Source organism: Rhizobacter sp. P1_G5, assembly GCF_056405435.1.
Genome location: NZ_JBFUCB010000002.1, coordinates 1 through 25439, shown reverse-complemented (window position 1 = coordinate 25439; position 25439 = coordinate 1). Strand labels below are relative to the sequence as shown.

The 25439-nt window shown below is 68.0% G+C and carries 22 protein-coding genes; 6 read left to right on the top strand and 16 right to left on the bottom strand.

Going from position 1 to position 25439, the window contains the following annotated elements; all coding sequences use genetic code 11:
- Positions 1-30: 30 nt before the first annotated feature.
- Positions 31-669, bottom strand: a complete 639-nt coding sequence (locus AC1D12_RS00345) for a MarC family protein (RefSeq protein ID WP_047503815.1) — start codon at positions 667-669, stop codon at positions 31-33.
- A gap of 14 nt (positions 670-683) precedes the next feature.
- Positions 684-1463 carry a helical backbone metal receptor gene (locus AC1D12_RS00340; RefSeq protein WP_465110112.1) on the bottom strand — a complete coding sequence of 260 codons (780 nt, stop codon included), beginning with the start codon at positions 1461-1463 and terminating at the stop codon, positions 684-686.
- 175 nt (positions 1464-1638) lie between these two features.
- On the opposite strand from AC1D12_RS00340, the gene rbp reads away from it, so the two are divergent.
- Positions 1639-2139: an RNA-binding regulator gene (gene rbp / locus AC1D12_RS00335; protein WP_047503813.1), complete on the top strand. Its 501-nt coding sequence runs from the start codon at positions 1639-1641 to the stop codon at positions 2137-2139.
- Positions 2140-2227: 88 nt separating this feature from the next.
- Here rbp and AC1D12_RS00330 read toward each other — a convergent pair whose 3' ends face one another.
- The 6 genes from AC1D12_RS00330 to AC1D12_RS00305 form a co-directional block, all read right to left on the bottom strand.
- Positions 2228-4519: a carbohydrate binding family 9 domain-containing protein gene (locus AC1D12_RS00330; protein ID WP_477838339.1), complete on the bottom strand. Its 2292-nt coding sequence runs from the start codon at positions 4517-4519 to the stop codon at positions 2228-2230.
- Positions 4520-4605: 86 nt separating this feature from the next.
- The gene (locus AC1D12_RS00325) at positions 4606-5469 is read right to left on the bottom strand and encodes a DUF4349 domain-containing protein (protein ID WP_477824628.1); all 864 of its coding nucleotides are present in this window, start codon (positions 5467-5469) and stop codon (positions 4606-4608) included.
- A gap of 94 nt (positions 5470-5563) precedes the next feature.
- Positions 5564-6343 carry an SDR family oxidoreductase gene (locus tag AC1D12_RS00320; protein WP_047503811.1) on the bottom strand — a complete coding sequence of 260 codons (780 nt, stop codon included), beginning with the start codon at positions 6341-6343 and terminating at the stop codon, positions 5564-5566.
- Positions 6340-7026, bottom strand: coding sequence for an LPS export ABC transporter periplasmic protein LptC (gene lptC / locus AC1D12_RS00315; RefSeq protein WP_082004273.1), 687 nt, complete (start codon positions 7024-7026; stop codon positions 6340-6342). The genes AC1D12_RS00320 and lptC overlap by 4 nt, the downstream gene beginning before the upstream one ends.
- Positions 7013-7591 carry a KdsC family phosphatase gene (locus AC1D12_RS00310; RefSeq protein WP_047503808.1) on the bottom strand — a complete coding sequence of 193 codons (579 nt, stop codon included), beginning with the start codon at positions 7589-7591 and terminating at the stop codon, positions 7013-7015. Before AC1D12_RS00310 ends, lptC begins: the two co-directional genes overlap by 14 nt.
- Positions 7591-8586 carry a KpsF/GutQ family sugar-phosphate isomerase gene (locus AC1D12_RS00305; protein ID WP_477825724.1) on the bottom strand — a complete coding sequence of 332 codons (996 nt, stop codon included), beginning with the start codon at positions 8584-8586 and terminating at the stop codon, positions 7591-7593. The genes AC1D12_RS00310 and AC1D12_RS00305 overlap by 1 nt, the downstream gene beginning before the upstream one ends.
- Positions 8587-8656: 70 nt before the next feature.
- Between AC1D12_RS00305 and AC1D12_RS00300 the strand changes: the two genes are divergently transcribed.
- Positions 8657-10654 carry a monovalent cation:proton antiporter-2 (CPA2) family protein gene (locus tag AC1D12_RS00300; RefSeq protein WP_465110109.1) on the top strand — a complete coding sequence of 666 codons (1998 nt, stop codon included), beginning with the start codon at positions 8657-8659 and terminating at the stop codon, positions 10652-10654.
- 6 nt (positions 10655-10660) lie between these two features.
- Here the strand turns inward: AC1D12_RS00300 and AC1D12_RS00295 are convergent, their stop codons facing one another.
- The gene (locus AC1D12_RS00295) at positions 10661-12112 is read right to left on the bottom strand and encodes an alpha/beta hydrolase family protein (protein WP_477838336.1); all 1452 of its coding nucleotides are present in this window, start codon (positions 12110-12112) and stop codon (positions 10661-10663) included.
- A gap of 135 nt (positions 12113-12247) precedes the next feature.
- On the opposite strand from AC1D12_RS00295, the gene AC1D12_RS00290 reads away from it, so the two are divergent.
- Entirely contained in the window at positions 12248-12808 is a 561-nt protein-coding gene (locus tag AC1D12_RS00290; RefSeq protein WP_047503799.1) for an adenine phosphoribosyltransferase, read from the top strand.
- A 27-nt stretch (positions 12809-12835) separates the two neighbouring features.
- On the opposite strand, the gene AC1D12_RS00285 is transcribed toward AC1D12_RS00290, so the two are convergent.
- The 6 genes from AC1D12_RS00285 to rpmH form a co-directional block, all read right to left on the bottom strand.
- Positions 12836-13303 (bottom strand): cyclic nucleotide-binding domain-containing protein, encoded by a 468-nt coding sequence (locus AC1D12_RS00285; protein ID WP_047503796.1) that lies wholly within the window; start codon positions 13301-13303, stop codon positions 12836-12838.
- 160 nt (positions 13304-13463) lie between these two features.
- Positions 13464-14876, bottom strand: coding sequence for a tRNA uridine-5-carboxymethylaminomethyl(34) synthesis GTPase MnmE (mnmE, locus tag AC1D12_RS00280; protein WP_477838334.1), 1413 nt, complete (start codon positions 14874-14876; stop codon positions 13464-13466).
- Between the two features lie 283 nt (positions 14877-15159).
- Positions 15160-16941: a membrane protein insertase YidC gene (gene yidC, locus AC1D12_RS00275; protein ID WP_047503791.1), complete on the bottom strand. Its 1782-nt coding sequence runs from the start codon at positions 16939-16941 to the stop codon at positions 15160-15162.
- Complete coding sequence (gene yidD / locus AC1D12_RS00270) at positions 16938-17297, bottom strand: membrane protein insertion efficiency factor YidD (RefSeq protein ID WP_477838331.1); 360 nt, start codon at positions 17295-17297, stop codon at positions 16938-16940. Before yidD ends, yidC begins: the two co-directional genes overlap by 4 nt.
- A 2-nt stretch (positions 17298-17299) precedes the next feature.
- Positions 17300-17749 carry a ribonuclease P protein component gene (locus AC1D12_RS00265; RefSeq protein WP_465110104.1) on the bottom strand — a complete coding sequence of 150 codons (450 nt, stop codon included), beginning with the start codon at positions 17747-17749 and terminating at the stop codon, positions 17300-17302.
- A gap of 121 nt (positions 17750-17870) precedes the next feature.
- Positions 17871-18005 (bottom strand): 50S ribosomal protein L34, encoded by a 135-nt coding sequence (gene rpmH / locus AC1D12_RS00260; protein ID WP_047486751.1) that lies wholly within the window; start codon positions 18003-18005, stop codon positions 17871-17873.
- Positions 18006-18289: 284 nt separating this feature from the next.
- On the opposite strand from rpmH, the gene dnaA reads away from it, so the two are divergent.
- The 3 genes from dnaA (at position 18290) to gyrB (ending at position 23682) form a co-directional block, all read left to right on the top strand.
- The gene (gene dnaA, locus AC1D12_RS00255; protein WP_477827634.1) at positions 18290-19744 is read left to right on the top strand and encodes a chromosomal replication initiator protein DnaA; all 1455 of its coding nucleotides are present in this window, start codon (positions 18290-18292) and stop codon (positions 19742-19744) included.
- A 245-nt stretch (positions 19745-19989) separates the two neighbouring features.
- On the top strand, positions 19990-21111 hold the full coding sequence (gene dnaN, locus AC1D12_RS00250; RefSeq protein ID WP_477838329.1) for a DNA polymerase III subunit beta: 1122 nt from the start codon (positions 19990-19992) through the stop codon (positions 21109-21111).
- A gap of 54 nt (positions 21112-21165) precedes the next feature.
- Positions 21166-23682, top strand: a complete 2517-nt coding sequence (gyrB, locus tag AC1D12_RS00245; protein ID WP_477838327.1) for a DNA topoisomerase (ATP-hydrolyzing) subunit B — start codon at positions 21166-21168, stop codon at positions 23680-23682.
- Positions 23683-23934: 252 nt separating this feature from the next.
- Here the strand turns inward: gyrB and AC1D12_RS00240 are convergent.
- On the bottom strand, positions 23935-25439 hold a 1505-nt coding region (locus tag AC1D12_RS00240), incomplete at its 5' end, for an RNA-directed DNA polymerase (RefSeq protein ID WP_477838325.1).

Here is a 25439-nt window from a genome sequence, read left to right as displayed (position 1 = left end):
AAGGCGCCATGAAGTCGCGGTGAAGTCGGCTCAGTGGATGCTGCTCGCGAGGATCGGGAACAGCTTCACCAGTCCGTCGGACATCACCTCGACCGCGAGCGCCGCGAGGATCAGCCCCATCAGCCGCGTCATCACGTTGATGCCGGTCTTGCCGAGCACCCGCGCAATGCGGCCGGACGCGCTGAAGGCCAGCCACACGGCGATGCCGATCACCACGCCGTAGCCGACCAGCACCGCGATCTCCCACCAATGCCGCGTCTTGTCGGCATAGATCACCATCGTCGAGATGGTGGCCGGGCCGGTCAGCAGCGGAATGGTCAGCGGCACCACCGCGATGCTGTCGCCGGCATCGACCTTGGTGTTGCCTTCGGTCACATCCTCCTGCCGCGTCTCGGCCGGCTGCGCGTTCAGCATCTGCAGCGCCGAGATCAGCAGCAGCGTGCCGCCGCCGACCTGGAACGACGCCAGCGAGATGCCGAAGAACTCGATGATCCTCAACCCGGCCACCGCGCTGACCGCGATCACGATGAAGGCGCTGAACGCGGCGACGCGGATCGTGCGCTGGCGCTGTTCGCGGGTGAAACCACCGGTAAAGTGGATGAAGAACGGGATCACGCCGATCGGGTTCACGATGGCGAGCAGGGCGATCAGCGGCTTGTAGATGTCCATGCGGCATTCTGACTTCAGCTGCGGCCCAGCTCGCGCAGGTAGCGCAGCCCCGGCACCGCGCGCGGCCCGTACCAGCTCAGCAACTCGCCGTCGACCCGCTGCACGCGCGCCTGCGGGCACAGCGCCTGCGCCAGCGCCAGGTGTCGGTCCTTGAACATGAACGGCTCCGAACTCAACAGCACGCGCTCCACCTGCGCGAGCCAGGGCTCGTCGCCGCGCACCACCGGGTAGCGCGCCGCGCCGTGCGGGCCGCCGTCGAGCGCCGGCTCGGTGTGCCAGCCGATGCGCGCCAGCATGCGTGACAGGTAGGTGTCGCGCGCGACCGTCATCCACGGGTCGTGCCAGATCAGATAGAGCACGCGGCACCGCAAGCCAGGCAACAGACTTTCTTCACCACGGGTTTCCCCTAGCTCGTGCTGCAAGGCCTCGCGCAGCACCCGTGCGCGGTCGTGCACGCCCGGCTCGTGGCCGAACACCGCGGCGAGCTGGTCGACCAGCGCGAGGTTGTCCTCGGGACCACACGGGTGCGTCACGATGACCTGCGCACCCATCTCGTGCAGCGCCGGCACGATGTCGTGCCGGTTCTCATCCACGTTGACGAGGACGTGGGTGGGCGCAAGGCGCCGCAGCCGGTCGAGGTTCACCGCCTTGGTGCCGCCGACCTTGGGCACATCCCGCACGACGGCCGCCGGATGGATGCAGAAGCCGGTGCGCGCGACCAGGCGCGGACCGAGGCCGAGCGCGACGACGAGCTCGGTCAGGCTGGGCACAAGACTGGCTATGCGTGTGTTCACGACAACACTTTTCGTTTCCCTCGGCTTGCAAGGGGTTTCCACAATTTGCACCGCTTCGCGCAATTACTCGATAATCAAAATTCTGTGTCTGGAAGCAGCGCCTTCACTTGAATGGTTCAGGATGGGTACACGCTCCACATGGTTCTCGTGACTTCAGGAAAGAAAGGCGCTCTCCATGGGCAATAAACTCTACGTCGGCAACCTCGCCTACAGCGTTCGCGACGACGATCTCCAACAAGCATTCGCACAATTCGGTACTGTCTCGTCCGCCAAGGTCATGATGGACCGCGACACCGGCCGCTCCAAGGGCTTCGGCTTCGTGGAGATGGGCTCGGATGCCGAAGCGCAATCGGCCATCAACGGCATGAACGGCCAGGCCCTCGACGGCCGTGCGCTGGTCGTCAATGAAGCCCGTCCGCGCGAAGAGCGTCCGGGCGGCTTCGGCGGCGGCGGTGGCGGCCGCTCCGGCGGTGGTGGCTTCGGCGGCGGCGGTGGTGGCGGCTACGGCGGTGGTGGTGGCGGCGGTGGCCGCTCCGGCGGTGGCGGCGGCTACGGCGGTGGTGGCGGCAGCCGCTCCGGTGGTGGCGGCGGCTACGGCGGTGGCGGCGGTGGCCGTTCCGGCGGTGGCGGCAGCTACGGTGGTGGTGGTGGCGGCGGCAGCCGCGGCGGCTACTGATCAGCCCCAGCGATCCGGTTAGAACAAGAAGCGGTGAGTGCGAAAGCGCTCACCGCTTTTTTCATGGCCCGTCGCGTCAGAGCCCCAATCAGAGCTCCAACGCGAAGGCCGCCTTCACGAACACCTCGGTGTCCTTCGGCGCGCTCACGCCCGGGCGCTGGCGGCTCATGCCGACGCTGAAGACCCGGCCCAGCCCGATGCGGTGCTGGGCCACCAGCGACCCCACGGTGTCCCGCTCGCGCGCCGCCGCCAGCCCGGCGGCATCGTCGGCGACGCGGTCGATGCGATGGCGCTGCCAGACCGCCCGCACCGAATCGCGTGCATCGAGGTGCAGCACGGCCAGCCACTGCAGCGCGGTGTCGGTCAGCGCGCGGCGGCCGTCGGGCCCGCGCACGAAGCCCTGCTCGGCGCGCTGTTCCGATTCGACGCCCCAGCCGTTGGGCAGGCTGCCGCGCAGCTTGGCCTCGAGCAGCCAGACCGCGCCGCGGCCGACCCGATCGGCCTCGACATCGATGCGCTGCCCCCATTCCAGTTCGGCCGTGAAACGGGTGAACCACGGCGCCGGGTTCACGCCGTAGGTCAGCGCCAGCGCGTTCGTGCGGTGCGCCTGACCGCCTGCCGACACCGGTTTCACGCGCTCGGTGTGGGCACGCCACTCGACCGATGCCTCGGTGTTGTACGCCGCCGACCACCACAGCCCGGGGTGCAGGCGCCGTGACACCAGCTCGCCGTCGGCGATGCCCTCGCGCGGGTCGGCGAGCGCGGTGCGCTGCTGCGCCCACAGGTAGGCCTCGAATTCGTAGAGGTTGATGCCGGGCAGCGCGACCTCGCCGAAGCGCCGGATCGCCTCGGCCTGCAGCGAGCGCACGCCGGCCTGCTCGACGAAGCCGTTGTCGTTGCGAAAGCGCGGGCTGATCTCGGCGGCCTCGGCGTTGAGGTTCCAGCCCGGCACGCGCCGCGCCCACGCAGCCCACAGGTAGCGGCCGTCCTCCGGCGMGCCGGCCGACGGCGCGCCATCGGCGTCGAACAGCGCGGTGGTCTGCGAACCGAGCGCCCGCAGGCGCAGCTGCTCCTCGGCGGTGCGGCGCCACAGCAGGTCGGCACCGGCGACGCGGTTCTCGCGCGCGGCCTCGTAGCGGCGCACCGAGACCAGCCCGCCGGCACTCAGCGCCTCGCCGTGCACCCGAGCGCGCAGCAGCGTGGCCTGCGAGCGCTGGTCCTGCAGCGCGACGCCGGTGCCGTAGGCGCCCGGCCGCAGCACCAGCCCGCCGCCGTCGTCGCTCAGGCTGAGGCCGGTCGCGTCAGCCTCGGCACCGCGCCAGGTGGCGCGCAGCCCCCAGCGCGGATCGGTCACCGAGCGCGAGTAGAACGAGGCGAGCGGCAGGTCCAGCACATCGGTGCTTTCGAGGAAGAACGGCCGCTTTTCCTCGACGCTCAACGCGAAGCGGGTGTTGCCGGCCAGCTGCGGAACGTCCAGCTCGACCTGCGAGAAATCGGGGTTCAGCGTCGCATCGAACACCCAGTCGGCGCGCGGGCGCCACTTGATCTCGGCACCGACGGAGGTGCGGTCGGCCGGCTCGCTGCCGCGCGTCGAGCGCATCGTCAGCTCGGGGCGCACCGTCAGGAACGAGCGCTCGCGCACCCGCTCCGTCACGTCCTCGAGCCCGTCGACCGGCTGCAGCTCGGCGATGAAGTTCAGCGCGTCCTTGGTCAGCGGCGCGCTGAGCAGCAGCATGCTGGCCTCGCGCGGCACGCTGCGGCCGACCATCATCCGCCACGGCGCGCCGCCCTCGTACGGGTAGCGCAGGCCGAGCAGCGGCATGCGGATCTCGACGCTGTAGCCGTCGACTTCGCGGTGCACCGCGGCATCCACCTCGAAATCGGGTGCGAAATCCTCGGTGTCGGTCTCGGCGATGTACATGCCGTCGGCCACCACGCCGGCCGCGTTGACGCGCACGAACTGCGCCGAGCGGCGCGTGCCGGCCGCATCGAGCATCACCGAGACGAAATCCTGGTCGCGGCGCACCTGGTCGCGGCGCAGCAACGGGGCACGGATCAGCTCGGGCTGCGGGTCGTAGGCCCGGATGCCGAACGTGATCGCGTGCTCGTCGACCAGCACCTGCACCGTGGTGCGCAGCGGCGCCGGCAGCCGGTCGACCGGCAGGTACTGCACGAAGGCATCGTGCACCGGGGCATGGCGCCAGCCGGCGTCGTCGAGGCGGCCGTCGATGACCAGCGGCGGGTCGTCGGCGAGCAGCCTGGACGCGCGCGGGTGCGGCAGCTGCGCGGCGGCCTCCTGGGCCGGCGCTTCGGCCGTGAAGGCCTGCAGCGCAAAGGCACAGGCCGCAGGCGCCCACCAGCGCCAGCGCGAGAGGTTCATCGGGAGGACCGGAACGAAGGGAGGCGCGCAGTATAGGTTTGCAACAGGGAGTGCAACTGCGGCGCGTCCTCCGCAACTGTCCGCGCTCAGCGGGCGCGCCGGCGGCGGCGCCACGCGGCCCGCACGCCCCAGCCCGCCAGCACCAGCGCGATCCCCCACGGCAGCAGGCCGACCACTGCAGTGATCAGCACCCCGATGCTCGACGCGATGACATGCCCCGCGCCGCGCAGCGCATCGGTGACCGGCCGCCACATGCCGGTCTCGATGACCGAGGGCTGGGCCCCGAAGCTGATCGACACGTGCACCCGTTCGGTCTCGTTGGCCAGCACCTTGCGCTGCGACGCCAGGCTGTCGAGTTCGCTCTGCACCTGGACCAGCTCGCGCTCGACCTCGATCAGGTCCTTCAGCTTCGCGCCGGGCGTCGCCATCAGCACGCGCAGGTGGTCGCGGAACGCGGTCTGGTTCTTCAGCCGCGCCTCGGTGTCGAGCACGGTGTCGGTCTTGTCTTCGGCGGTGCGCGCGTTCAGGCCGGTGCGGCCCAGGCCGCTGATCCGCGCGAGGAAGGCCTCGAGCTGCTGCGGCGGCACGCGCGCCTCGAGCGTCGCTGTGGCGGGACGGCGCTCGTCGTTGCGCTCGAGCGCGGCGTTCAGCACCTCGCAGCCGGCGGCGGTGCAGGCGTCGGTGGCATCGCGCCAGGCGGCTTCGACGCCGTCGGCCGCGGTGAAGATCTGCAGCGTGTGGCGCACGGCCACGTAGCGGCGCACCTCGCTGGCCGTGTCGGCGCCGGCCTTCGCGGATTGCGCCAGCTCGGCAGCGGCCGCGCGCTTGGCCTTCCCGAACGCGGCGGGCGCCGGGGCCGGCGCCGCCCCCTCGAGGGTGCCGCTGTCGGCCTCCATCGATCCGCCGCGGCCGCAGGCAGTGAGGGCTCCCAACAGGAGGGACAGGGTCAACACGGGCAGAACGGAAGAACGGCGCATCGGGCGTCTCACGTGAAAGTTCAGGTGAAGGCTGATACGCACGACCCCGCCGAACGGGGTGAAACCGTCACTCGCCCTGGCGTTTCTTGCGCGGCCGCCCGGCCAGCGCCAGGTCGTACAGCCAGTTCGGCAGCGCACGCAGCAGCTTCGCGACGACGCCCATCTGCCACGGGATCACCCGGTAGGTGACGCCGGCCTCGATCGCGCGGAAGGCCCGGTCGGCGAACACCTCGGGCTGCATCAGGAACGGCATGCCGTAGCGGTTCTCGCGCGTCAGCGGCGTGTCGATGTAGCCCGGGCCCAGCGTGACGACCTTGACGCCGTCGGGCCGCAGTTCGCCGCGCAGGCTCTCGCAGTAGGCGATCACCGCCGCCTTGCTCGAGCAGTACGCGCCGTGACCGGGCAGCCCGCGGATGCCGGCCACGCTCGCGATGCCGACCAGCGCACCGCTGCGCCGCGCCCGCATCGCGGTGATGAACGGCTGGAAGGTGGCCGCCATCCCGAGGTTGTTGGTCTCGTAGGTCGCCCGCATCACCGCCAGGTCGTCGAACACCGCGGTGTCGATGCCGACGCTGATGCCGGCGTTCGCGATCACCACATCGGGCAGGCCCTGCGCCGCGATGCAGGCCCGCCCGGCCGCGGTGATTGCGTCGATGTCTCGCACGTCGGCGGCGTACACCGCGAAGCGCGACGCGTCGAGGCGTTGCGCATCGGCCCACTTGCGGACCTCGTCGGTGCGCCGCGCCACCAGCGCCAGCCGGTAGCCGGCCTGGTGGAAGCGCCAGGCGAGCGCCTGGCCGATGCCGCTGGAGGCGCCGGTGATGAAGACGAGGCGATCGCCGCTCATTTGGATTCCCGGGGGCTGAAGACGGCCCGCATGCGTCCGCCGAACTTGATCACCCGGTCGAGGTGGCTGTATTCCATGCTGTCGGCGCGCAGCTCGGTGCCGCCCTGGGTCATGGTGACCGGCAGGTGCGACTTGATGCGCTCGGTGTCGATGAAGGCCTGCAGGAACTCGCTGCGGAAGCTGATCGGCGGGCCGCCGTCGACACCGTCGCGGATGATCTCGGCCTGGCCGACCAGCTGCACCTCGGTGGCGTCGCCGTTCGCGATGGCCTGGCGCGCGGTGGCGTGCAGCACGCGGCCGTCGGTGCCGACGGCGCGCAGCCGCACGTTGTCGATCTCGACGGTGTCGGTGTCGGGGTAGTGGCGCAGCACGTCGCCCTCGATCTGCGCGCGCAGCTGGCCTTGCGGCGTGAAGCGCTGCAGCGCGAAGTGGCGCATCTCGTAGTCGGGCACGTGACGCAGCGGCGCGGCGATGCGCGGGTCGTCGGACAGCGGCGTGTTCTTGACGAGCCACCAGGTGCCCATCGCGAGCACGCCCATCAGCACCAGCGGCAGGTAGGACGACAGCAGCTCGACCAGCCGCCAGCGCAGCGGCTGCGGCGTGCGCCGGCCGCCCGGGCGTGCCACGGCCGGCGCCAGCGCGCCGGGGCGGCTGGCCTGGGCGGCAGCGTCAGCTTCCGCCATCGAGCGTGGTGAGGTGGCCGCGCAGCAGCGCGGCATAGCGGCCGGTGGCCGACAGCAGCAGGTCGCAGAACTCGCGCGCGGCGCCATGGCCGCCCGCCGCCGTGGTGACGTGGTGCGCGATCGCCCGCACCTCGACATGGCCGTTGACCGGCGCGCAGGCCAGTGCGGCGCGCGCGAGCAGCGGCAGGTCGGGCCAGTCGTCGCCGATCGCCGCCACCGCATCCCAGCCGATGCCGAGCGTCGTCAGCAGGTGCTGCGCGGCGGCCAGCTTGTCGTGCACGCCGTAGACGGCATGCGCGATGCCCAGGTCGTTGACGCGCCGGCGCACCGCCGGCGAATCGCGGCCGGTGATCACGATCGGCGCGATGCCGCCCTGGGCCAGCAGCTTCAGCCCGTGGCCGTCGAGCGTGTTGAAGGCCTTGAACTCCTCGCCGCGCTCGCTGATGTAGATGCGGCCGTCGGTCAGCACGCCGTCGACGTCGAAGATCGCGGCGCGGATGTCCTGCGCGCGCAGCAGCAGCTCAGGCGGGAAGCCGAGCACCGGGGTGATGTCGTCCAGGGCCATCAGATCACCTTCGCGCGCATCAGGTCGTTGGTATTGATGACGCCGACCAGCCGGTCGTCGGCGTCGACGACGAGCAACACGGTGATGCGGTGCAGCTCCATCAGGTCGGCCGCGTCGACCGCAAGGGCATCGCTGCGCACGCGCCGCGGGCTCGGGCTCATCACGTCGGCCGCGGTCAGCGCGCGCAGGTCGCGGCCCTGCTCGACGAGGCGGCGCAGGTCGCCGTCGGTGAAGATGCCGAGGATCTCGCCGCGCTCGCCGAGCACCGCGGTGGCGCCCAGGCCCTTGCGCGTCATCTCGCGCATCGTGTCGACGAAGGGCGTGGCCGGCGGCACCTGCGGCACGTCGTCGCCGCTGCGCATCACGTCGCGCACGTGGGTCAGCAGCTTGCGGCCCAGGCTGCCGCCCGGGTGCGAGCGGGCGAAGTCTTCCTCGCGGAAGCCGCGCGCATCGAGCAGCGCGACCGCCAGCGCGTCGCCGACCGCCATCTGCGCGATGGTGCTGGCGGTGGGCGCGAGGTTCAGCGTGCAGGCCTCCTGGTCGACGGCGCTGCTGATGGTGATGTCGGCATGGCTCGCCAGGCTGGAGTCGGGCCGGCCGGTCATCGCGACCAGCGTGACGCCCAGGCGCTTGAGCGCCGGCAGGATCGCGGCGAGCTCGTCGCTCTCGCCCGAATTGGAGATCGCGAGCACCACGTCGCCGGGCGTCACCATGCCCAGGTCGCCGTGGCTCGCCTCGGCCGGGTGCACGAAGAGGGCGGGCGTGCCGGTGGAGGCCAGCGTGGCCGCGACCTTGCGGCCCACGTGCCCGCTCTTGCCCATGCCCATCACGACCACCCGGCCTTTGCACTGCAGCATCGCGCGCACCGCCTGCACGAAGCTGTCGCCCTGGCGCGCGTGCAAGGCCAGCAGCGCGCGGGCCTCGATGTCGAAGGTCTCGCGCGCCAGCTGCAGCACGCGTTCGGCATCAAAAGAATCGGCGGGAGGGGCGGTCAGGGGCACGGAGAGAAGCTTCGGTCCGATAGGATCAGGCGATTGTAGGCACGCACGTTGCGACAGCGACTTCATGGCATCCACACTCGAACTCGTCCTGCTGTATCTCATCGCCGCGGTGCTGGGCGTGGTGGCGTGCCGGTCGCTGAAGTTGCCGCCGATGCTCGGCTATTTGACGGTCGGCGTGCTGATCGGCCCGAATGCCCTCGGCCTGGCCAAGGATTCGGCCGGCATGACCTACCTGGCCGAGTTCGGCGTGGTGTTCCTGATGTTCGTGATCGGGCTCGAGTTCAACCTGCCGAAGCTCAACAGCATGCGCCGGCTGGTGTTCGGCCTCGGCCTCAGCCAGGTCGCGATGACGGTGCTGGCGGCGCTGGCGGGCAACGTGCTGCTCGGCTGGGGGCTGGCGCAGGTCGGGCGCAGCTGGGGCTTGTCGTGGCAGAGCGCGTTCGCGCTGGGCGGGGCGCTGGCGATGAGCAGCACCGCGATCGTCGTCAAGCTGATGGCCGAGCGGCTCGAGCTGGAGAGCGAGCACGGCCGCCGCGTGATGGGCGTGCTGCTGTTCCAGGATCTGGCCGTGGTGCCGTTCCTGGTGCTGATCCCGGCGCTCGGCTCATCGCCCGATGCGCTGGCACCGGCGCTGGCCTGGGCCGGCCTGAAGGCGGTGCTGGTGCTCGCCGTGCTGCTGGTCGGCGGGCAGCGCGTGATGCGCTGGTGGCTCACGCTGGTGGCGCGGCGCAAGAGCGAGGAGCTGTTCATCCTGAACCTGCTGCTGGTCACGCTCGGCCTGGCCTGGCTGACCGAGCATGCGGGGCTGTCGCTCGCGCTCGGCGCCTTCGTGGCCGGCATGCTGATCGCCGAGACCGAGTACAAGCACCAGGTGGAGACCGACATCCGGCCGTTCCACGACGTGCTGCTCGGGCTCTTCTTCATCACGATCGGCATGAAGCTCGACGTCGAGATCGTGCTGCGGCAATGGCCGCTGGTGCTGGCGATGACGGTGCTGCCGGTGCTGTTCAAGTTCGCGCTGGTGACGCTGCTGGCGCGGCTGGCGGGCGCGGCGCCGGGTGTCGCGCTGCGCACCGGCCTGTACCTGGCGCAAGCCGGCGAGTTCGGCTTCGTGCTGCTGACGCTGGCGACGCAGGAGCACCTGATCCCGGCCCCGCTGCAGAGCCCGGTGCTCGCGAGCATGGTGCTGAGCATGCTGGCCACGCCGTTCATCATCATGTACAGCAACCGCATCGTGATGCGCCTGAGTTCGAGCGACTGGCTGATGCAGTCGGTCGCGATGACGAGCATCGCCAAGCGCGCGATCAACACCGAGGCGCACGTGATCATCGCCGGCTACGGCCGCAGCGGGCAGAGCCTGGCGCGCATCCTCGACGGCGAGCGCATCCCGTACATGGCGCTCGACCTCGACCCCGACCGCGTGCGCCAGGCCGCCGCGGCCGGGCAGAGCGTGGTGTTCGGTGACGCCGCGCGGCTGCAGAGCCTGATGGCGGCCGGGCTGGCACGCGCCAGCGCGGTGGTGGTGAGCTACCACGACACGCCGTCGGCGATGAAGATCCTGCACCTGGTGCAGGCGCACGCGCCGACGGTGCCGGTGATCGTCCGCACGCTCGACGACAGCGACATCGAGCGGCTGCAGGCGGCTGGAGCGACCGAGGTGGTGCCCGAGGCGATCGAGGGCTCGCTGATGCTCGCGAGCCATGCGCTGGCGCTGGTGGGCGTGCCGATGCGGCGCGTGATCCGCGTCGTGCAGGACCAGCGCGATGCGCGCTACGGGCTGCTGCGCGGCTACTTCCACGGCGCCGACGACGACACCGTCGACGAGCGGCAGCAGGCACGGCTGCTCAGCGTCAGCATGCCGTCGGCCGGCAGCTGGATCGGCCAGCCGCTGTCGGCGCTGGCGCTGCATGCGGTGGGCGTCACCGTGGTGTCGGTGCGCCGCGCGTCGGGCGCGGTGACGAAGCCGCACGACGCGCTGCTGCTGGCCGGCGGCGACACGCTGGTGCTGTCGGGGCTGCCGGAGCCGCTCGCCCTGGCCGAGAGCAAGCTGCTCGGCCGCTGAGCTGTTTCACGGCGCCGGGCAGGCCGGCATCAGCGCGCGGGTCGCGATCGTCGTCGGGTTGTCGTCCGCACCGCCGGCGTTGACGGTCCAGGTGCAGCCATAGCCCGGGTCGGCCACCGTCGCCGCGGTGGTCACGTCATCGCCGGCCGGCTTCACGCCGGTCTCGGCCCACGCCACCATCGCCGAGAACGCGCCGACCTGTTCGGCCACCGTGAAGTCGCAGTGGCTCGGTGCGCGCACCGCCCGCTGTACCAGCCAGCCGCCGTTGCCCTTCGCCTCGACACGCTCGCGGTAGACCTGCTCCATGCGGAACGGCACGTACAGGTCGCCCAGCGTGTGCAGGCTGACGACCGGGATCTTGAACTCGCCGTTCACCTTCGGGATCCAGCGCAGGCCATCCGTGCGCAGCCGGTTGGCATCGGGTACCGCCGTCGCCTTCACGATCGACGCGTTGAACGAGGCCAGCACCGCATCGCTCGCGGTGAACCGGTAGCTGAAGCGGTTCGTGTCGACCACGCTCCTGTTCAGGATGCCGTTGATGCTGCCGTCGCCGCCGAAGGTGCCCCACACGACGTTCTGCAGCCCGTTGTTCGCGAAGCCCTGGTCGAAGATCGGCCGCGGCCCGCCGGTCAGGTTCATCACCACCTCCTTCAGCTTCGCGCCCTGCGCGGTGGGCGTCGTGAACGAGGTCTGGCTCGCGAACAACGTGGTCCGCACGTCGGCGACCAGCGTGGCCCAGTCGGTGGTCGGGAAAGATGTCGCCGGCACGCCGGCCAGTTGCTGCGCCGCGAGCTGGTAGCCGGCGAAGTAGTCGAACAGCTCGGTGTCGCCGACCACGCCGCACATCGGCACCGCGCCGTCGTACTTCTGCTTGTGGACCGCGGTCGCGGCCGCCTCGTCCTCGATCGCGGCCGCGGTGATGTGGCCGCCCATCGAATGGCCGATCAGGTAGGTGCGGGTCGGCGCCGCCAGCGTGCGGCCGTTGGCCGCTGCGATCTGCACGAAGGCCTGCGCGAGCGCGTTGGTGTCCTCGACGCCGGCGCGCACGTCGTAGAAGTTCTTGCCGTAGCTCGATGCAGCCCACGCGAAACCCTGCTCCAGCAGGTAGCGGCGGATCGACGGGTTCGTCACCACGAGCGCGTTGCCGGTGCCGACGTAGCCGTGCGCATACATCACGAGCTTGCCGTTCCAGCCGGTCTTCGGCACCTCGACGCGGTAGCCGGCACCGGCTTGCACGCCGGTCCAGCGGTCGGTCTCGACGGCCAGGCCCGCGAGCGCGTCGAACGCGAGCGCCGCGGGATCGGCGGTGAACGCGGTGCGGCCATCCTGTGCACGCGTCTCCTCGGGGACCGGCGCAGGCGCCGGGGCAGGGCCGTCGTCTCCACCGCCGCAGGCGGAGAACAGCAGGGTGGAGGCGGCGGCGAAAGCCGTCATCCTCAGCAGGTGTCGCTGATGCATGGGGTGTCTCCTGGTGTGGGCGCCGAGTGGCAGATCGAGACTAGTCGGCACGCACGATGGCGTCGCCCGGGATTTCCCGTCACGGGCTGTCGCGTGCGGGACAATGGCGCCCCGCTCACCGACGGTGAATCCCCCATGACCGCAGCCAGCCCCCTCGAATCAGCGCGCGACACCATCAAGCGCAGCATCCGCACCGTGCCCGACTGGCCGGAGCCGGGCGTGCAATTCCGCGACATCACGCCGCTGCTGGCCGATCCGCGCACCTTCCGCATCCTGATCGACGAGTTCGTGCACCGCTATTTCGACGTGCGGCCGACCGCGATCGCCGGGCTCGACGCGCGCGGCTTCATCATCGGCTCGGTGCTGGCCTACGAGCTCAACGTCGGCTTCATCCCGATCCGCAAGAAGGGCAAGCTGCCGTTCACGACGGTGCAGGAGACCTATGAGCTGGAGTACGGCTCGGCCACCGTCGAGATGCACACCGATGCGGTGAAGCCCGGCGACCGCATCGTGCTGGTCGACGACCTGATCGCCACCGGTGGCACGATGATGGCCGGCATGCGGTTGCTGCAGCGGCTCGGCGCGGTGGTGATCGAAGGCGCGGCCATCGTCGACCTGCCGGAGCTGCAGGGCTCGCAGCGCCTGCGCGAGGCCGGGCTGCCGCTGTTCACGCTGGTCGATTTCGGCGGGCATTGACGCCCGCCCGGGGCCGGAGGATCCGACTCAGGTGATCGGGGTCTGGCGCGTGATGTTGGCGCGCATGCGCAGCGCCATCACCGAGCCGGCAGCCCGCACCAGCTCGAGCGCGAGGGCCGGCGTGCGCTGGGCCAGCTCTTCCAGGCGCGGGCCGCGCAGCGCCCACACGATGCACGGCGTCATCGCCTCGACGTTGGCCATGCGCGGGCCGTCGAGGAACAGCGCCGGTTCGCCGATCACCGAGCCGGCGCGCAGGATCGCGATGCGGTTGCTGCCGGGCGGGCCGCCGGTCACGAAGACCTGCAGCGAGCCCTGGCCGAGGAAATACATGCTCCGGTCGGAGTCGCCCTGCTTGATCAGCAGGTCGCCGGCGCGGATGTCGTGGCGCGTGAGGTAGGGCCCGATGACCCGCCACTGGTCGAGCGTCAAACGCGCGCGAAAGGCGTCTTCCGCATTCAACGTCTGAATCGCTTGTACCAGCTGCTGCAGTTCCATCGTGTCCTCTGTGTGGTGTGACGCGTACTTGCGGGACAAGTGCGTGAAAGTGACGCGATTATCAGCGTGTGTGACGGGCACCACAACAGCGCATGGCAAAAGTTGTGCCCGTCGGTCACCGTCACGGTCCCGTCTGTCGGGGCCCGTGTGACAAAAAGTGCTACTTGCCGATGCAGAAGCGGCTGAAGATCTCGCCCAGCAAGTCATCTGACGTGAACTCGCCGGTGATCTGCGACAACGCCGTCTGCGCAAGGCGCAGTTCTTCGGCCAGCAGGTCGAGCGCCGGGTCGGGCGAGGTCGCGAGTTCGAGTGCCAACGCGAGATGCTCCGCGGTGTGCCGCAGCGCGTCGACATGGCGGGCGCGCGCGATGAACAACCCGTCGGGCGAGGCATGCCAGCCGGCCAGTTGCAGCAGCAGGCGGCGCAGTGCGTCCAGGCCTTCGCCGGTGCGGGCCGACAGCGCGAGGTGGTGGCCTGCACCGGTTGGCAGATCCTGCACCTTCGCCAGGTCGCTCTTGCTGTAGACGTGCACGATGCGTTCGCCGTCGCGCTGCGGGGCGGGCAGCCGCGCCGCGATCTGCGCCTCGGCCGCGTYGTAGCCCGGCTCGCCGCGCCGCGTCAGGTCGTGCAGGAACAGCACCGCATCGGCCCGCTCGATCGCCTCCCAGCTGCGCGCGATGCCGATGCGCTCGACCTCGTCGCCGGCCTCGCGCAGCCCGGCAGTGTCGATCACGTGCACCGGCACGCCGTCGATCTGGATGGTCTCGCTGACCTTGTCGCGCGTGGTGCCGGGGATCGGCGTCACGATCGCCAGCTCGGCGCCGGCCAGCGCATTCAGCAGCGAACTCTTGCCGACGTTCGGTTGCCCGGCCAGCACGATCTGCATGCCCTCGCGCAGCAGCGCCCCCTGGCGCGCGCGGCCGAGCACGCCCGCGACATCGGCCGCGATGCTGCGCAGGCGGCCGAGCGCGTCGGCCTTCTGCAGGAAGTCGATCTCTTCCTCCGGGAAATCGAGCGTCGCCTCGACCAGCATGCGCAGCGAGACCAGCCGATCGCGCAGCGCATGCACTTCGTCGGAGAACGCGCCGCTCAGCGAGCGGCTGGCCGAGCGCGCCGCCGCCTCGGTGCTGGCTTCGATCAGGTCGCTGACGGCTTCGGCCTGCGCGAGGTCGAGCTTGTCGTTCAGGTAGGCGCGCTCGGTGAACTCGCCCGGCTCGGCCAGGCGCAGCCCCATCCTCGTCCCTGTCCCTGTCCCGACCGCGCGACCGGCTTCCAGGCAGCGCGCGAGCAGCAACTGCAGCACGACCGGGCCGCCGTGCGCCTGCAGTTCGAGCACGTCTTCGCCGGTGTACGAATGCGGGGCCGGGAAGTACAGCGCCAGCCCGCGGTCGATCACCTGGCCCTGTGCATCGGTGAAGGGCAGGTAGGTGGCGTGCCGCGGCGCCAGTGCGCGACCGAACAGCGCGTCGACCAGCGGCTTCAGGTCGCGGCCCGAGGCACGCACGATGCCGACGGCGCCGCGGCCGGGCGCGGTGGTGATGGCGATGACGGGGTCGTGGTGGCGCGGCAGCATGGCGGTGATTGTCCTGGAAGGCCGTCCAGAAACGACAAACCCGGGCACGCACACGGCGTGGCCCGGGTTGAAGATGGCGCGGGGGGAAGCGCCGGTGCAGCATGCTGCGATCCGAATCATCCTCCCGAGCCGCTGCCGAGATCACGGCAGCGGGTCTGCCCCGCATTGAACTGGTGGAAGGGCGGCGAGCTGCCGTCATTCCATGGCTGGATCGTCGCGCCGACCGCCTCTTGCAACAAGCCCCCGCTTGGGGGGCCGCAAGCGCGGGGGCAACCTGAGGTTGCTATTTGCCCAGCACGCCCAGCTGCTTGTTGATCAGCCACTGCTGCGCGATCGACAGGATGTTGTTCGTCAGCCAGTACAGCACCAGGCCGGCCGGGAAGAAGAAGAACATCACCGAGAACACCAGCGGCATGATCCACATCATCTTGGCCTGCACCGGATCCGGCGGCGTCGGGTTCAGCCAGGTCTGCAGCAGGCTCGACAGCGTCATCAGCAGCGGCAGGATGAAGTACGGGTCCTTGGCCGACAGGTCGGTGATCCAGCCGATCCACGGCGCGTTGCGCATTTCCACCGTCGACAGCAGCACCCAGTACAGCGCGATGAAGAACGGCATCTGCGCAATGATGGGCAGGCAGCCGCCGATCGGGTTGACCTTCTCCTCGCGGTAGATGCGCATCATCTCCTGCTGCATCTGCTGAGGCTTGTCCTTCAGGCGCTCGCGCAGCTCCATCACCTTCGGGTTGATGGCCTTCATCTTGGCCATCGAGCGGTAGGCGCTGGCGTTGAGCCAGTAGAACGCGATCTTCAGCAGCACGACCAGCGAGATGATGGACCAGCCCCAGTTGCCGATCAGCTTGTGCAGCTGGGTCAGCACCCAGAACAGCGGCTCGGACAGCACCTTGAAGTAGCCGTAGTCCTTCACCAGCTCGAGGCCGGGGGCGAGTTCGGCGAGCTTGTGCTCTTCCTGCGGGCCGACGAACAGCTGCGCGTCGAAGGTCTTCGTGGCGTTCGGCGCGATGTCGCCCAGCGGCACCGTCATGCCCACCTGGTAGACGTGCGCCGGGCCGCCGGTGACGTCGTTCGTCACGTCGGCCTTGCCGGTGAAGTACTCGCGCGGCTGCTTCGCGTCGGGCTTGTCGATCAGCCAGGCCGAGGTGAAGTAGTGCTGCACCATCGCGACCCAGCCGGTCTCGGCCGTCGTCACGTGATCGGGCACGTCCTTCGGCCCGCGCTTCTCGATGCTCTTGAAATCGACCTTCGTGAAGTGCTTGGTCTCGTCGTAGATCGCCGGGCCGGTGAACGTGGAGTAGAAGCTCGATCCGCCGGTGCCGTCGTTGCCGTCGCGCACCAGCTGCAGGTACAGCCGCGCATTGACGGGCGCACCCGACGCGTTGGTGACCTCGTTGTGCACGCCGATCACGTAGTCGCCGCGCTTGAAGGTGTAGGTCTTGACCAGCTTGACGCCGTTGACCACCGGCGATTCGAAGCGCACCTGCAGCTCGTTGCTGCCATCCTTCAACTTGCGCTCGCCGGGCACCAGGCTCATCACCGTCAGGTGGTTCGGCAGGCCGCTGCCGCCCGCCGCGGGAATCAGGCCGCTTTGCGCCACATACAGGCGCTGCGCCGATTCATCGAGCACGACGACGTTCTTCTTCTCGAACTGCTCGTCATGGCGCGGCGCGAGGCCGACCAGCTCCTGCACCTTCTGCCACAGGTCCTTCTGCAGCTGCTCATGCTGCGTCAGCAGCTCGACGCGCACCAGCGTGCCGCCCTTGCTGTCGAGCGTGGCCTTCACCAGGTCGGTCTGGATCTCGACCCGCTCGGCCAGCACCGCCGACGCCGCCGGCGCAGCGGGCACGGCCGCCGTGGTCGACGCGACCGATCCCGGGGCCGCCGGCACGCCGGCCGGGGCGCTGCCGGGACCGGCTGCGGCGACCGGCGCCGTCACCGGCTGCGGCCCGAACAGCGACGGTTGCCCGTTGTGCCGGCTCCACGCGTCCCAGAGCAGGACGAGCGACATCGAGAACACCACCCACAGCAGGGTGCGGCGCATATCGGTCATGGAAGAGTCTCTTCGCGGGAAAGGGGGGAAGAAGGGGGACGGGAGGCCGCAGCTGCGCCGGAGTTGGGGCCGGAACGCTGCGCCTCAAGGCGGGTGAACAGGCCGGCCAGCCGCTCGGGCACCGGATCGTGGCCGCCATTGCACCACGGGTGGCAACGCGCCAGCCGATGCAGCGTCAGGTAGCTGCCACCGATCGCGCCGTGCCGCTCGAGTGCCTGCAGCGAATACACCGAGCAGGTCGGCTCGAAACGGCACGCGCTGCCGAGCCACGGGCTCAGGAAGAAGCGGTAGCCGCGCACCAGCGCCATCAACAGGCGTTGCGGCGCGGACTTCAACTGCACGACCAGCCGCGACATCGTCAGGCTCCGGTCCGGGCAGCGCGCGCCATCACCGCCAGCAGCTCGGTACCAGCCGCGGTGCGCAGCGCGTCGGATGCAGCGCTCGGGAACAGCTTGCGATCGAACGGGCTGCGCAGCCGGATCACCCACAAGCCGCTCGGCAAGCCGGCCTGCGCATGCACGACGCGACGGATCTGACGCTTCAGCAGGTTGCGCGTGACGGCCCGGCGGGCATGCCGCTTGGGCACCACCGCACCCAGCCAGCAGGCGCCTTCAGGCAAGTCATCCACAGCTTTGCCCTGTTGAGGTGCCTCGCCTGTTGACAACTTGTGGGCAGCTGCACGAACAGCGGCCACTTTGACAGCAGGCCGGGCGGCGAGGAAATGGACGGCGAAATGCGTGCTGCGGGCCCGGGTGGGCGCCGCGAGCACGCGCTCGAAATCAACCGATTGAACGATTCGCCCGATCACGGTGACGCCCTGGACGCCACGGCCGGCGTTGCTGCATCCAACGCCGCACCCGTTGCCGAAACGGGGGGTGCCGCCGTGGATGCGCTGACTGCGGCTGCTGTTGCGCTTACAGCGACAGGCCTCAGACGGCCAGGCGCTTGCGGCCCTTGGCGCGGCGCGCGTTGATGACGGCGCGGCCGCCGCGCGTCTTCATGCGCACGAGGAAACCATGGGTGCGGGCGCGGCGGGTCTTCGAAGCTTGGTAGGTGCGTTTCATGATGATCAGTCCTGCTGAAGGGGGTCCCAAGCCATGTGATCTTCAATGTGATCACCACACGACTCGACCCTGCATGCTGCTCACCTTGATCATCAAGGTCACAAGAGCCGGGCCTTCGGGAAACCCACTATTACACCAAAAACCCCCTGCCAAGTCAAAGACTTACACGGTGGCATGCGCCCGCGCGCCGGTTTCATCCGGCTGCACAAGACTGTGGATAACCTCGCCCGGCGGGCCCGTTGCACCGTAGAATCCGGCCGCTCCGAGAAGAACTTTTCCACAACATGAGCGCTGATCTCTGGCAGCGCGGCTGCGAGCGTTTGGCAGCCGAACTGCCCGAACAACAATTCAACACCTGGATCCGCCCGCTGCCCGCTGCCGACGTCACTGACCAAGGCATCTCCGGCGCGGTGGCATCACTGCGTGTGCCCAACCGGTTCAAGCTCGACTGGATCCGCAACCAGTACGCCGGCCGCATCGAGGCCGTGCTGAGCGAGCTGGCCGGCAAGCCGGTGCGGCTCGACCTGATGCTCGCGCCGCGCGACAACCCGGTGCCGGTCAGCGGATTCCGCAGCGATGGCCCGGTGCCGATCGCCCGCGCGCTCGGGCCGGCACGGTCGAGCGGCATCGGCCATGGCGGCGGCGCCGAGGTCGCGACGGTGGGTGCGCCCACCGTCGCCGTACCGCGCAGCCCCTCCGCCGCCAATGCGGCCTTGCCGCGCCACCGCCTGAACCCCGCGCTGACCTTCGGCTCGCTGGTCGCCGGCCGCGCGAACCAGATGGCCCGCACCGCGGCGCTGCACGTGGCCGGTGCGCCCGGGCAGATGTACAACCCGCTCTTCATCTACGGCGGCGTCGGCCTCGGCAAGACCCACCTGGTGCATGCCGTCGGCAATGCGCTGCTGGCCGACCGCGCCGACGCCCGCGTGCTCTACCTGCACGCCGAGCAGTTCATCACCGACGTCGTCAAGAACTACCAGCGCAAGACCTTCGACGAGCTGAAGGCCAAGTACCACTCGCTCGACCTGCTGCTGATCGACGACGTGCAGTTCTTCGCCGGCAAGGAGCGCACGCAGGAGGAGTTCTTCAACGCCTTCGAAGCGCTGCTGGCCAAGCGCGCCCACATCATCATGACGAGCGACACCTACCCGAAGGGGCTGGTGGACATCGACGAGCGGCTCACCTCGCGCTTCGACGCCGGCCTGACGGTGGCGATCGAGCCGCCAGAGCTGGAGATGCGCGTGGCCATCCTGATGCGCAAGTCCGATGCCGAGGGCACCGCGATGCCGGAGGACGTGGCCTTCTTCGTCGCGAAGAACGTGCGCGCCAACGTGCGCGAGCTCGAAGGCGCGCTGCGCAAGATCCTTGCGTACTCAAGGTTCTCGCACAAGGACATCAACATCCAGCTCGCCCGCGAGGCGCTGAAGGACCTGCTGTCGATCCAGAACCGCCAGGTCGGCGTCGAGAACATCCAGAAGACCGTGGCCGACTTCTACAAGATCAAGGTCGCGGACATGTACAGCAAGAAGCGCCCGGCCAGCATCGCCCGGCCGCGCCAGATCGCGATGTACCTGGCCAAGGAAATGACGCAGAAGAGCCTGCCGGAGATCGGTGAGCTGTTTGGCGGGCGCGACCACACGACGGTGCTGCACGCGGTGCGCAAGATCGCCGGCGAGCGCCAGAAGAACACCGAACTGAACCAGCAGCTGCACGTGCTGGAACAGACATTGAAGGGCTGAACGTTTCGACTGACACCAACGCGCGGGGATGTCAAAGCACAAGCCTGGGGACAACTCTCGAACAACACCGGAGATGTCCACAGGCCAGGCGGGTTCCAGGAAGTTGTTGTGCGCGAGTCCCGAAGTTCAGGGGCCTCTGCGCACAGGGTTTCGAGGTCTGTAAGCGGTTGATGGAAAAGGGGAAAATGGCGTTCTCCACAAGGAACGCGTTTCCTCTACTAAGACGACTAAATTAAGAGGTTGACATGATTGTCTTGAAGGCAGCGCAAGAAAAAGTGTTGGGAGCCCTGCAGGCCGTGTCCGGCATCGTCGAACGTCGGCATACCTTGCCGATCCTGGCCAACGTGCTGATTCGCAAAACCGGCAGCCAGGTCGAGCTGACCAGCAGCGACCTGGAGATCCAGGTGCGTACCACCGCCGAGTTCGAGGGCGACGCGAGCAACTTCGCGACCACCGTCGGTGCGCGCAAGCTGATCGACATCCTGCGTTCGCTGCCGGCCGACCAGATCGTCACGCTGAGCACCGCGCAGAACAAGCTGACGCTGCAAGGCGGCAAGAGCCGCTTCACGCTGCAGACGCTGCCGGCCGACGATTTCCCGCTGGTGCAGGAAGCGGCCGACTTCGGCCCGGTGTTCAGCGTGCCGCAGAAGACGTTGAAGATGCTGATCAACCAGGTGCACTTCGCGATGGCGGTGCACGACATCCGCTACTACCTGAACGGCATCCTGTTCGTCGCCGAGGGCAAGAGCCTGACGCTGGTCGCGACCGACGGCCACCGCCTGGCGCTCGCGCAGGCCAACCTCGACGTCGAGATCCCGAAGCAGGAGGTGATCCTGCCGCGCAAGACCGTGCTCGAGCTGCAGCGGCTGCTGAAGGACGAGAAGGACGACAAGGAGAACAGCCCGATCGAGATGCGCTTTGCCGGCAACCAGGCGAAGTTCAGCTTCAGCGGCATGGAGTTCGTCACCAAGCTGGTCGAGGGCAAGTTCCCCGACTACAACCGCGTGATCCCGAAGAACCACAAGAACCACGTGACGCTCGGCCGTGCGCCGCTGCTGGCCAGCCTGCAGCGCGCCGCCATCCTGACCAGCGAGAAGTTCAAGGGCGTGCGCGTCAACATCGAGCCGGGCGTGCTGCGCATCGCGTCGAGCAACGCCGAGCAGGAAGAGGCCAAGGAAGAACTCGAGGTCGACTACGACGGCGACGCGATCGAGATCGGCTTCAACGTCACCTACCTGATGGACGCGCTGGCCAACATGAGCGTCGAGATGGTCAAGCTGGAGCTGCAGGACACCAACTCCAGCGCCTTGTTCACCGTGCCCGAGCAGGCGGGCTTCAAGTACGTGGTGATGCCGATGCGGATCTGACGATCCGCGTGCCGCCCGCCCGTACCCTGTGCATTCCATGAGTTCAACACCGCGATGACCGATTCCCTGAACACTCCCGACGACGGTGCCGCCAAGAAGGCGGCTGCAGATGCAGTGTCGAGCGCCTACGGCGAAGGCAGCATCCAGATCCTGGAAGGCCTGGAGGCCGTGCGCAAGCGCCCGGGCATGTACATCGGCGACACCTCCGACGGCACCGGGCTGCACCACCTGGTGTTCGAGGTGGTCGACAACTCGATCGACGAGGCGCTGGCCGGCTACTGCGACGACATCGTCGTGACGATCCACAGCGACAACGCGATCAGCGTCACCGACAACGGCCGGGGCATCCCGACCGGCGTCAAGATGGACGACAAGCACGAGCCCAAGCGCAGTGCGGCCGAGATCGCGCTGACCGAGCTGCACGCCGGCGGCAAGTTCAACCAGAACAGCTACAAGGTGTCGGGCGGCCTGCACGGGGTGGGTGTCTCGTGCGTGAACGCGCTGTCGAAGTGGCTGCGCCTGACGGTGCGGCGCGACGGCAAGACGCACTTCATCGAGTTCCGCAAGGGCGTGCCGCAGGACCGCGTGCTGGAGATGCGCGACGGCTTCGAGGTGAGCCCGATGAAGATCACCGGCGAGACCGAGAAGCGCGGCACCGAGGTGCACTTCCTGCCGGACGACGAGATCTTCAACAACATCGACTTCCACTACGACATCCTCAGCAAGCGGCTGCGCGAGCTGAGCTTCCTGAACAACGGCGTCAAGATCCGGCTGGTCGACGAGCGCAACAACAAGGAAGACAACTTCGCCTTCATCGGCGGCGTGAAGGGTTTCGTCGACTTCATCAACACCGGCAAGAAGGTGCTGCACCCGAACATCTTCCACGCCACCGGCGACAAGCTGTCCGACCAGAACACCAACATCACCGCCGAAGTGGCGATGCAGTGGAACGACGGCTACAGCGAGAACGTCCTCTGCTTCACGAACAACATTCCGCAGCGTGATGGCGGCACCCACCTGACGGGCCTGCGTGCCGGCATGACGCGGGTCATCAACAAGTACATCGAGGACAACGAGCTGGCGAAGAAGGCCAAGGTCGAGATCACCGGTGACGACATGCGCGAAGGCCTGTGCTGCGTGCTGAGCGTGAAGGTGCCGGAGCCGAAGTTCAGCAGCCAGACCAAGGACAAGCTGGTGTCCAGCGAAGTGCGCGGCCCGGTGGAAGACGTGGTCAGCAAGGCGCTGACCGACTACCTGCTGGAGAACCCGGTCGACGCGAAGATCATCTGCGGCAAGATCGTCGAGGCGGCGCGGGCGCGCGAGGCGGCCCGCAAGGCGCGCGAGATGACGCGCCGCAAGGGCGTGCTCGACGGCATGGGCCTGCCGGGCAAGCTGGCCGACTGCCAGGAGAAGGATCCGGCGCTCTGCGAGATCTACATCGTGGAGGGCGACTCCGCAGGGGGCTCGGCCAAGCAGGGTCGCGACCGCAAGTTCCAGGCGATCCTGCCGCTGCGCGGCAAGATCCTGAACGTCGAGCGGGCGCGCTTCGAGCGGCTGCTGACGAGCAATGAAATCCTGACGCTGATCACCGCGCTGGGCACCAGCATCGGCAAGGACGAGTTCAACCCGGACAAGCTGCGCTACCACCGCATCATCATCATGACCGACGCGGACGTGGACGGCGCGCACATCCGCACGCTGCTGCTGACCTTCTTCTACCGGCAGATGCCGGAGATCGTCGAGCGCGGCCACATCTACATCGCGCAGCCGCCGCTCTACAAGGTGAAGCTCGGCAAGGAAGAGCAGTACCTGAAGGACGGGCACGAGCTGGACGCCTACCTGCTGAAGGTGGCGCTGAAGGATGCGAAGCTCGAGACGGGTGTCGGCGGCACGGTGCTGCTGGGCGAGACGCTCGAGACGCTGGCACGGCAGTACGTGATGGCCAACAACGTGGTGGAGCGGCTGTCGAATTGGATGGACATCGAGGCGCTGCGCGCGATGGCCAACGGCCTGGCGCTCGACCTGGACACGTTGGAGGCGGCCGAGGTGTCGGCGGCGGCGCTGAAGGCGGCGCTGCACGATGCCGAGGTGACGGCCGAGTTCGATGCCCGCACCGACAAGCACATCCTGCGCATCAGCCGCATGCACCACGGCAACCGCAAGAGCAGCGTGATCAGCGCCGACTTCGTGCACGGCGCCGACTACGAGGCCTTGTCGACGGCGGGCCAGACCTTCAAGGGGCTGGTGAGCAGCGAGGCGGTGGTCAAGCGCGGTGAGGGCGAGAAGCAGAAGGACGCCAAGGTCAGCGACTTCCGCCAGGCGATGGCCTGGCTGATCCAGCAGGCGGAGTCGGCGGTGGGCCGCCAGCGCTACAAGGGGCTGGGCGAGATGAACCCGGCGCAGCTGTGGGAGACCACGATGGACCCGACCGTGCGGCGCCTGCTGAAGGTGCAGATCGACGACGCGATCGAGGCGGATCGGGTGTTCACGATGCTGATGGGCGACGAGGTGGAGCCGCGCCGGGAGTTCATCGAGGCGAATGCGTTGAGGGCGGCGAACATCGACGCGTGACCGTGTCGGGTGACACGGAAAGTGAAAACCCTGCCGAGTTAGTGAAAAAGCATTGACGCGGAAGGTGATAGAAAGGGACGACCGGCATGCCGGTCGTTAATGCTGGTCGCCGGGCCAATTTCAGCCCTACGCGGTTTCGTCTGTCACGCTTGCTAAGGAACTCCGACTACTGTCTCGGAGCAGGACGAGCGGCCTGCCCTGACTGATTCGCCAGATCGGGCGGAGGTCTGTTGAATGGCACCCGTGCCGGAGTTAGAAGTAGAACTCCTCGTCCTGTTCCTCTTCACCGGGCTCCTCTTCGTCGTCATCTTTGTCGTCGGCTCCGTCCTCGTTTTCATCGAAGATGACACCCTCGTAACCGCCGTCCCCGGCTTCGTACTCAAGGTAGTCGTCTGCATCGTCGCGTTCGAACAAATCATCGAAATCGGTGAAGCTAAATTTTTCGAGCGTGCCCGGCTTGACGTTGAACAGCAATTTTGAAGTCGCGGTAGGTTCGTAGAAGTGAACCCCGAGGGCTTGAAGCATCACGAAATGACCGTCAGCCGACACTCGTGCATTCGTGAAACCGCCCCATCCACGAACACCAGCCTCATAGCACATCAGCCAAAGCTCTTCGTGCAGGGAATCCGGACCATCAACTGATCGCCAGAACGACTCCTTGGGGGCCTTGTCTAGCTTCCCGGAAACGGCCAAGTCCATCAGTAACAATGCGCACACCGAGCTTTGCATCGCTGCAACAAGGTCAACGCCAGCCTGTTCAAGTTTGACATCAAGCTCCTTGCACATCCAGAGGCACCAGGCCACCTCGCTGTGATGACCTAGCCCCGCATGCTCGACGATCAGTGCATTCAGGGTGCGCTGAATGCGTCGGCCACTGAGCTTGTAGGCGTGGAACTTATACGTTGCGAAAATCTGCGCAATCGTCTGCAACGTGTTCGGGTGAGACAGCGCAATGTGGCAGATATGAGCCTCGAATGCCTCCCAGTTCTCTGGCTTGATAAGCACAGAGGAAGCGCGCTTCAGCGCATACGWCATGACGTTCTCATCAGCATTTTTTGCCGCGAGGTCCCTGGCAAGCTCGAAGAAGTGATGGATGTCGGTTTTTTGTTTTCGGGCGCCCTTGTCGATATCGAAGCCCCGCAGTTGATGCGTCCAATAGTCGTCAGCAATCTCCGAGACTGGGCCGATGTGGGTCTTCTCGAAATTGATCTGAAGCTCGAATTCCTTCAGGGCTCTTGATAGTGCTGCGAGCGCCGCCTCTGCTTCGGCCATCGTTGGGAAAAACAAAAAATAGTCGTCCACGTAGCGGAAACCGGCGGGCCACGACTTCAGCGACGTTTTCAGCAAGAGGTCAACTGCAACGGCGATGGCCTCTGCGATGACGTGGGAGGTGTCAGGCCCAATCGGCAGCCCCATCGTCTGCTCGTCTTGCCCCTGTCGCAGGGCTTGGTCGATCAGATTCCCAAAGTACTTGGCCGTGATCTTTCGGTTCCGCTTGGAGACTGGTTTGGTGTGCAGTGCCCACGGAACGGAGTGTGTGTAAACGGTTGGAAAGAACCGAGATACGTCTGTCCGGAGCATGTACCGGAAGCCGGCGGACTCCAAAATCTTGCGCTCGTGGAGTCTCTGCATTGACGGGATGCAGGCCGCGCGACCAGCTGCCCGAAGAAACCTCGGATGGCTCGCACTGAGACGCGACTTGCGGTAGTGCCGCAGAAAGTCGGCCCAGTGCCGGGCGACGAACGTAGCCAAAAAGG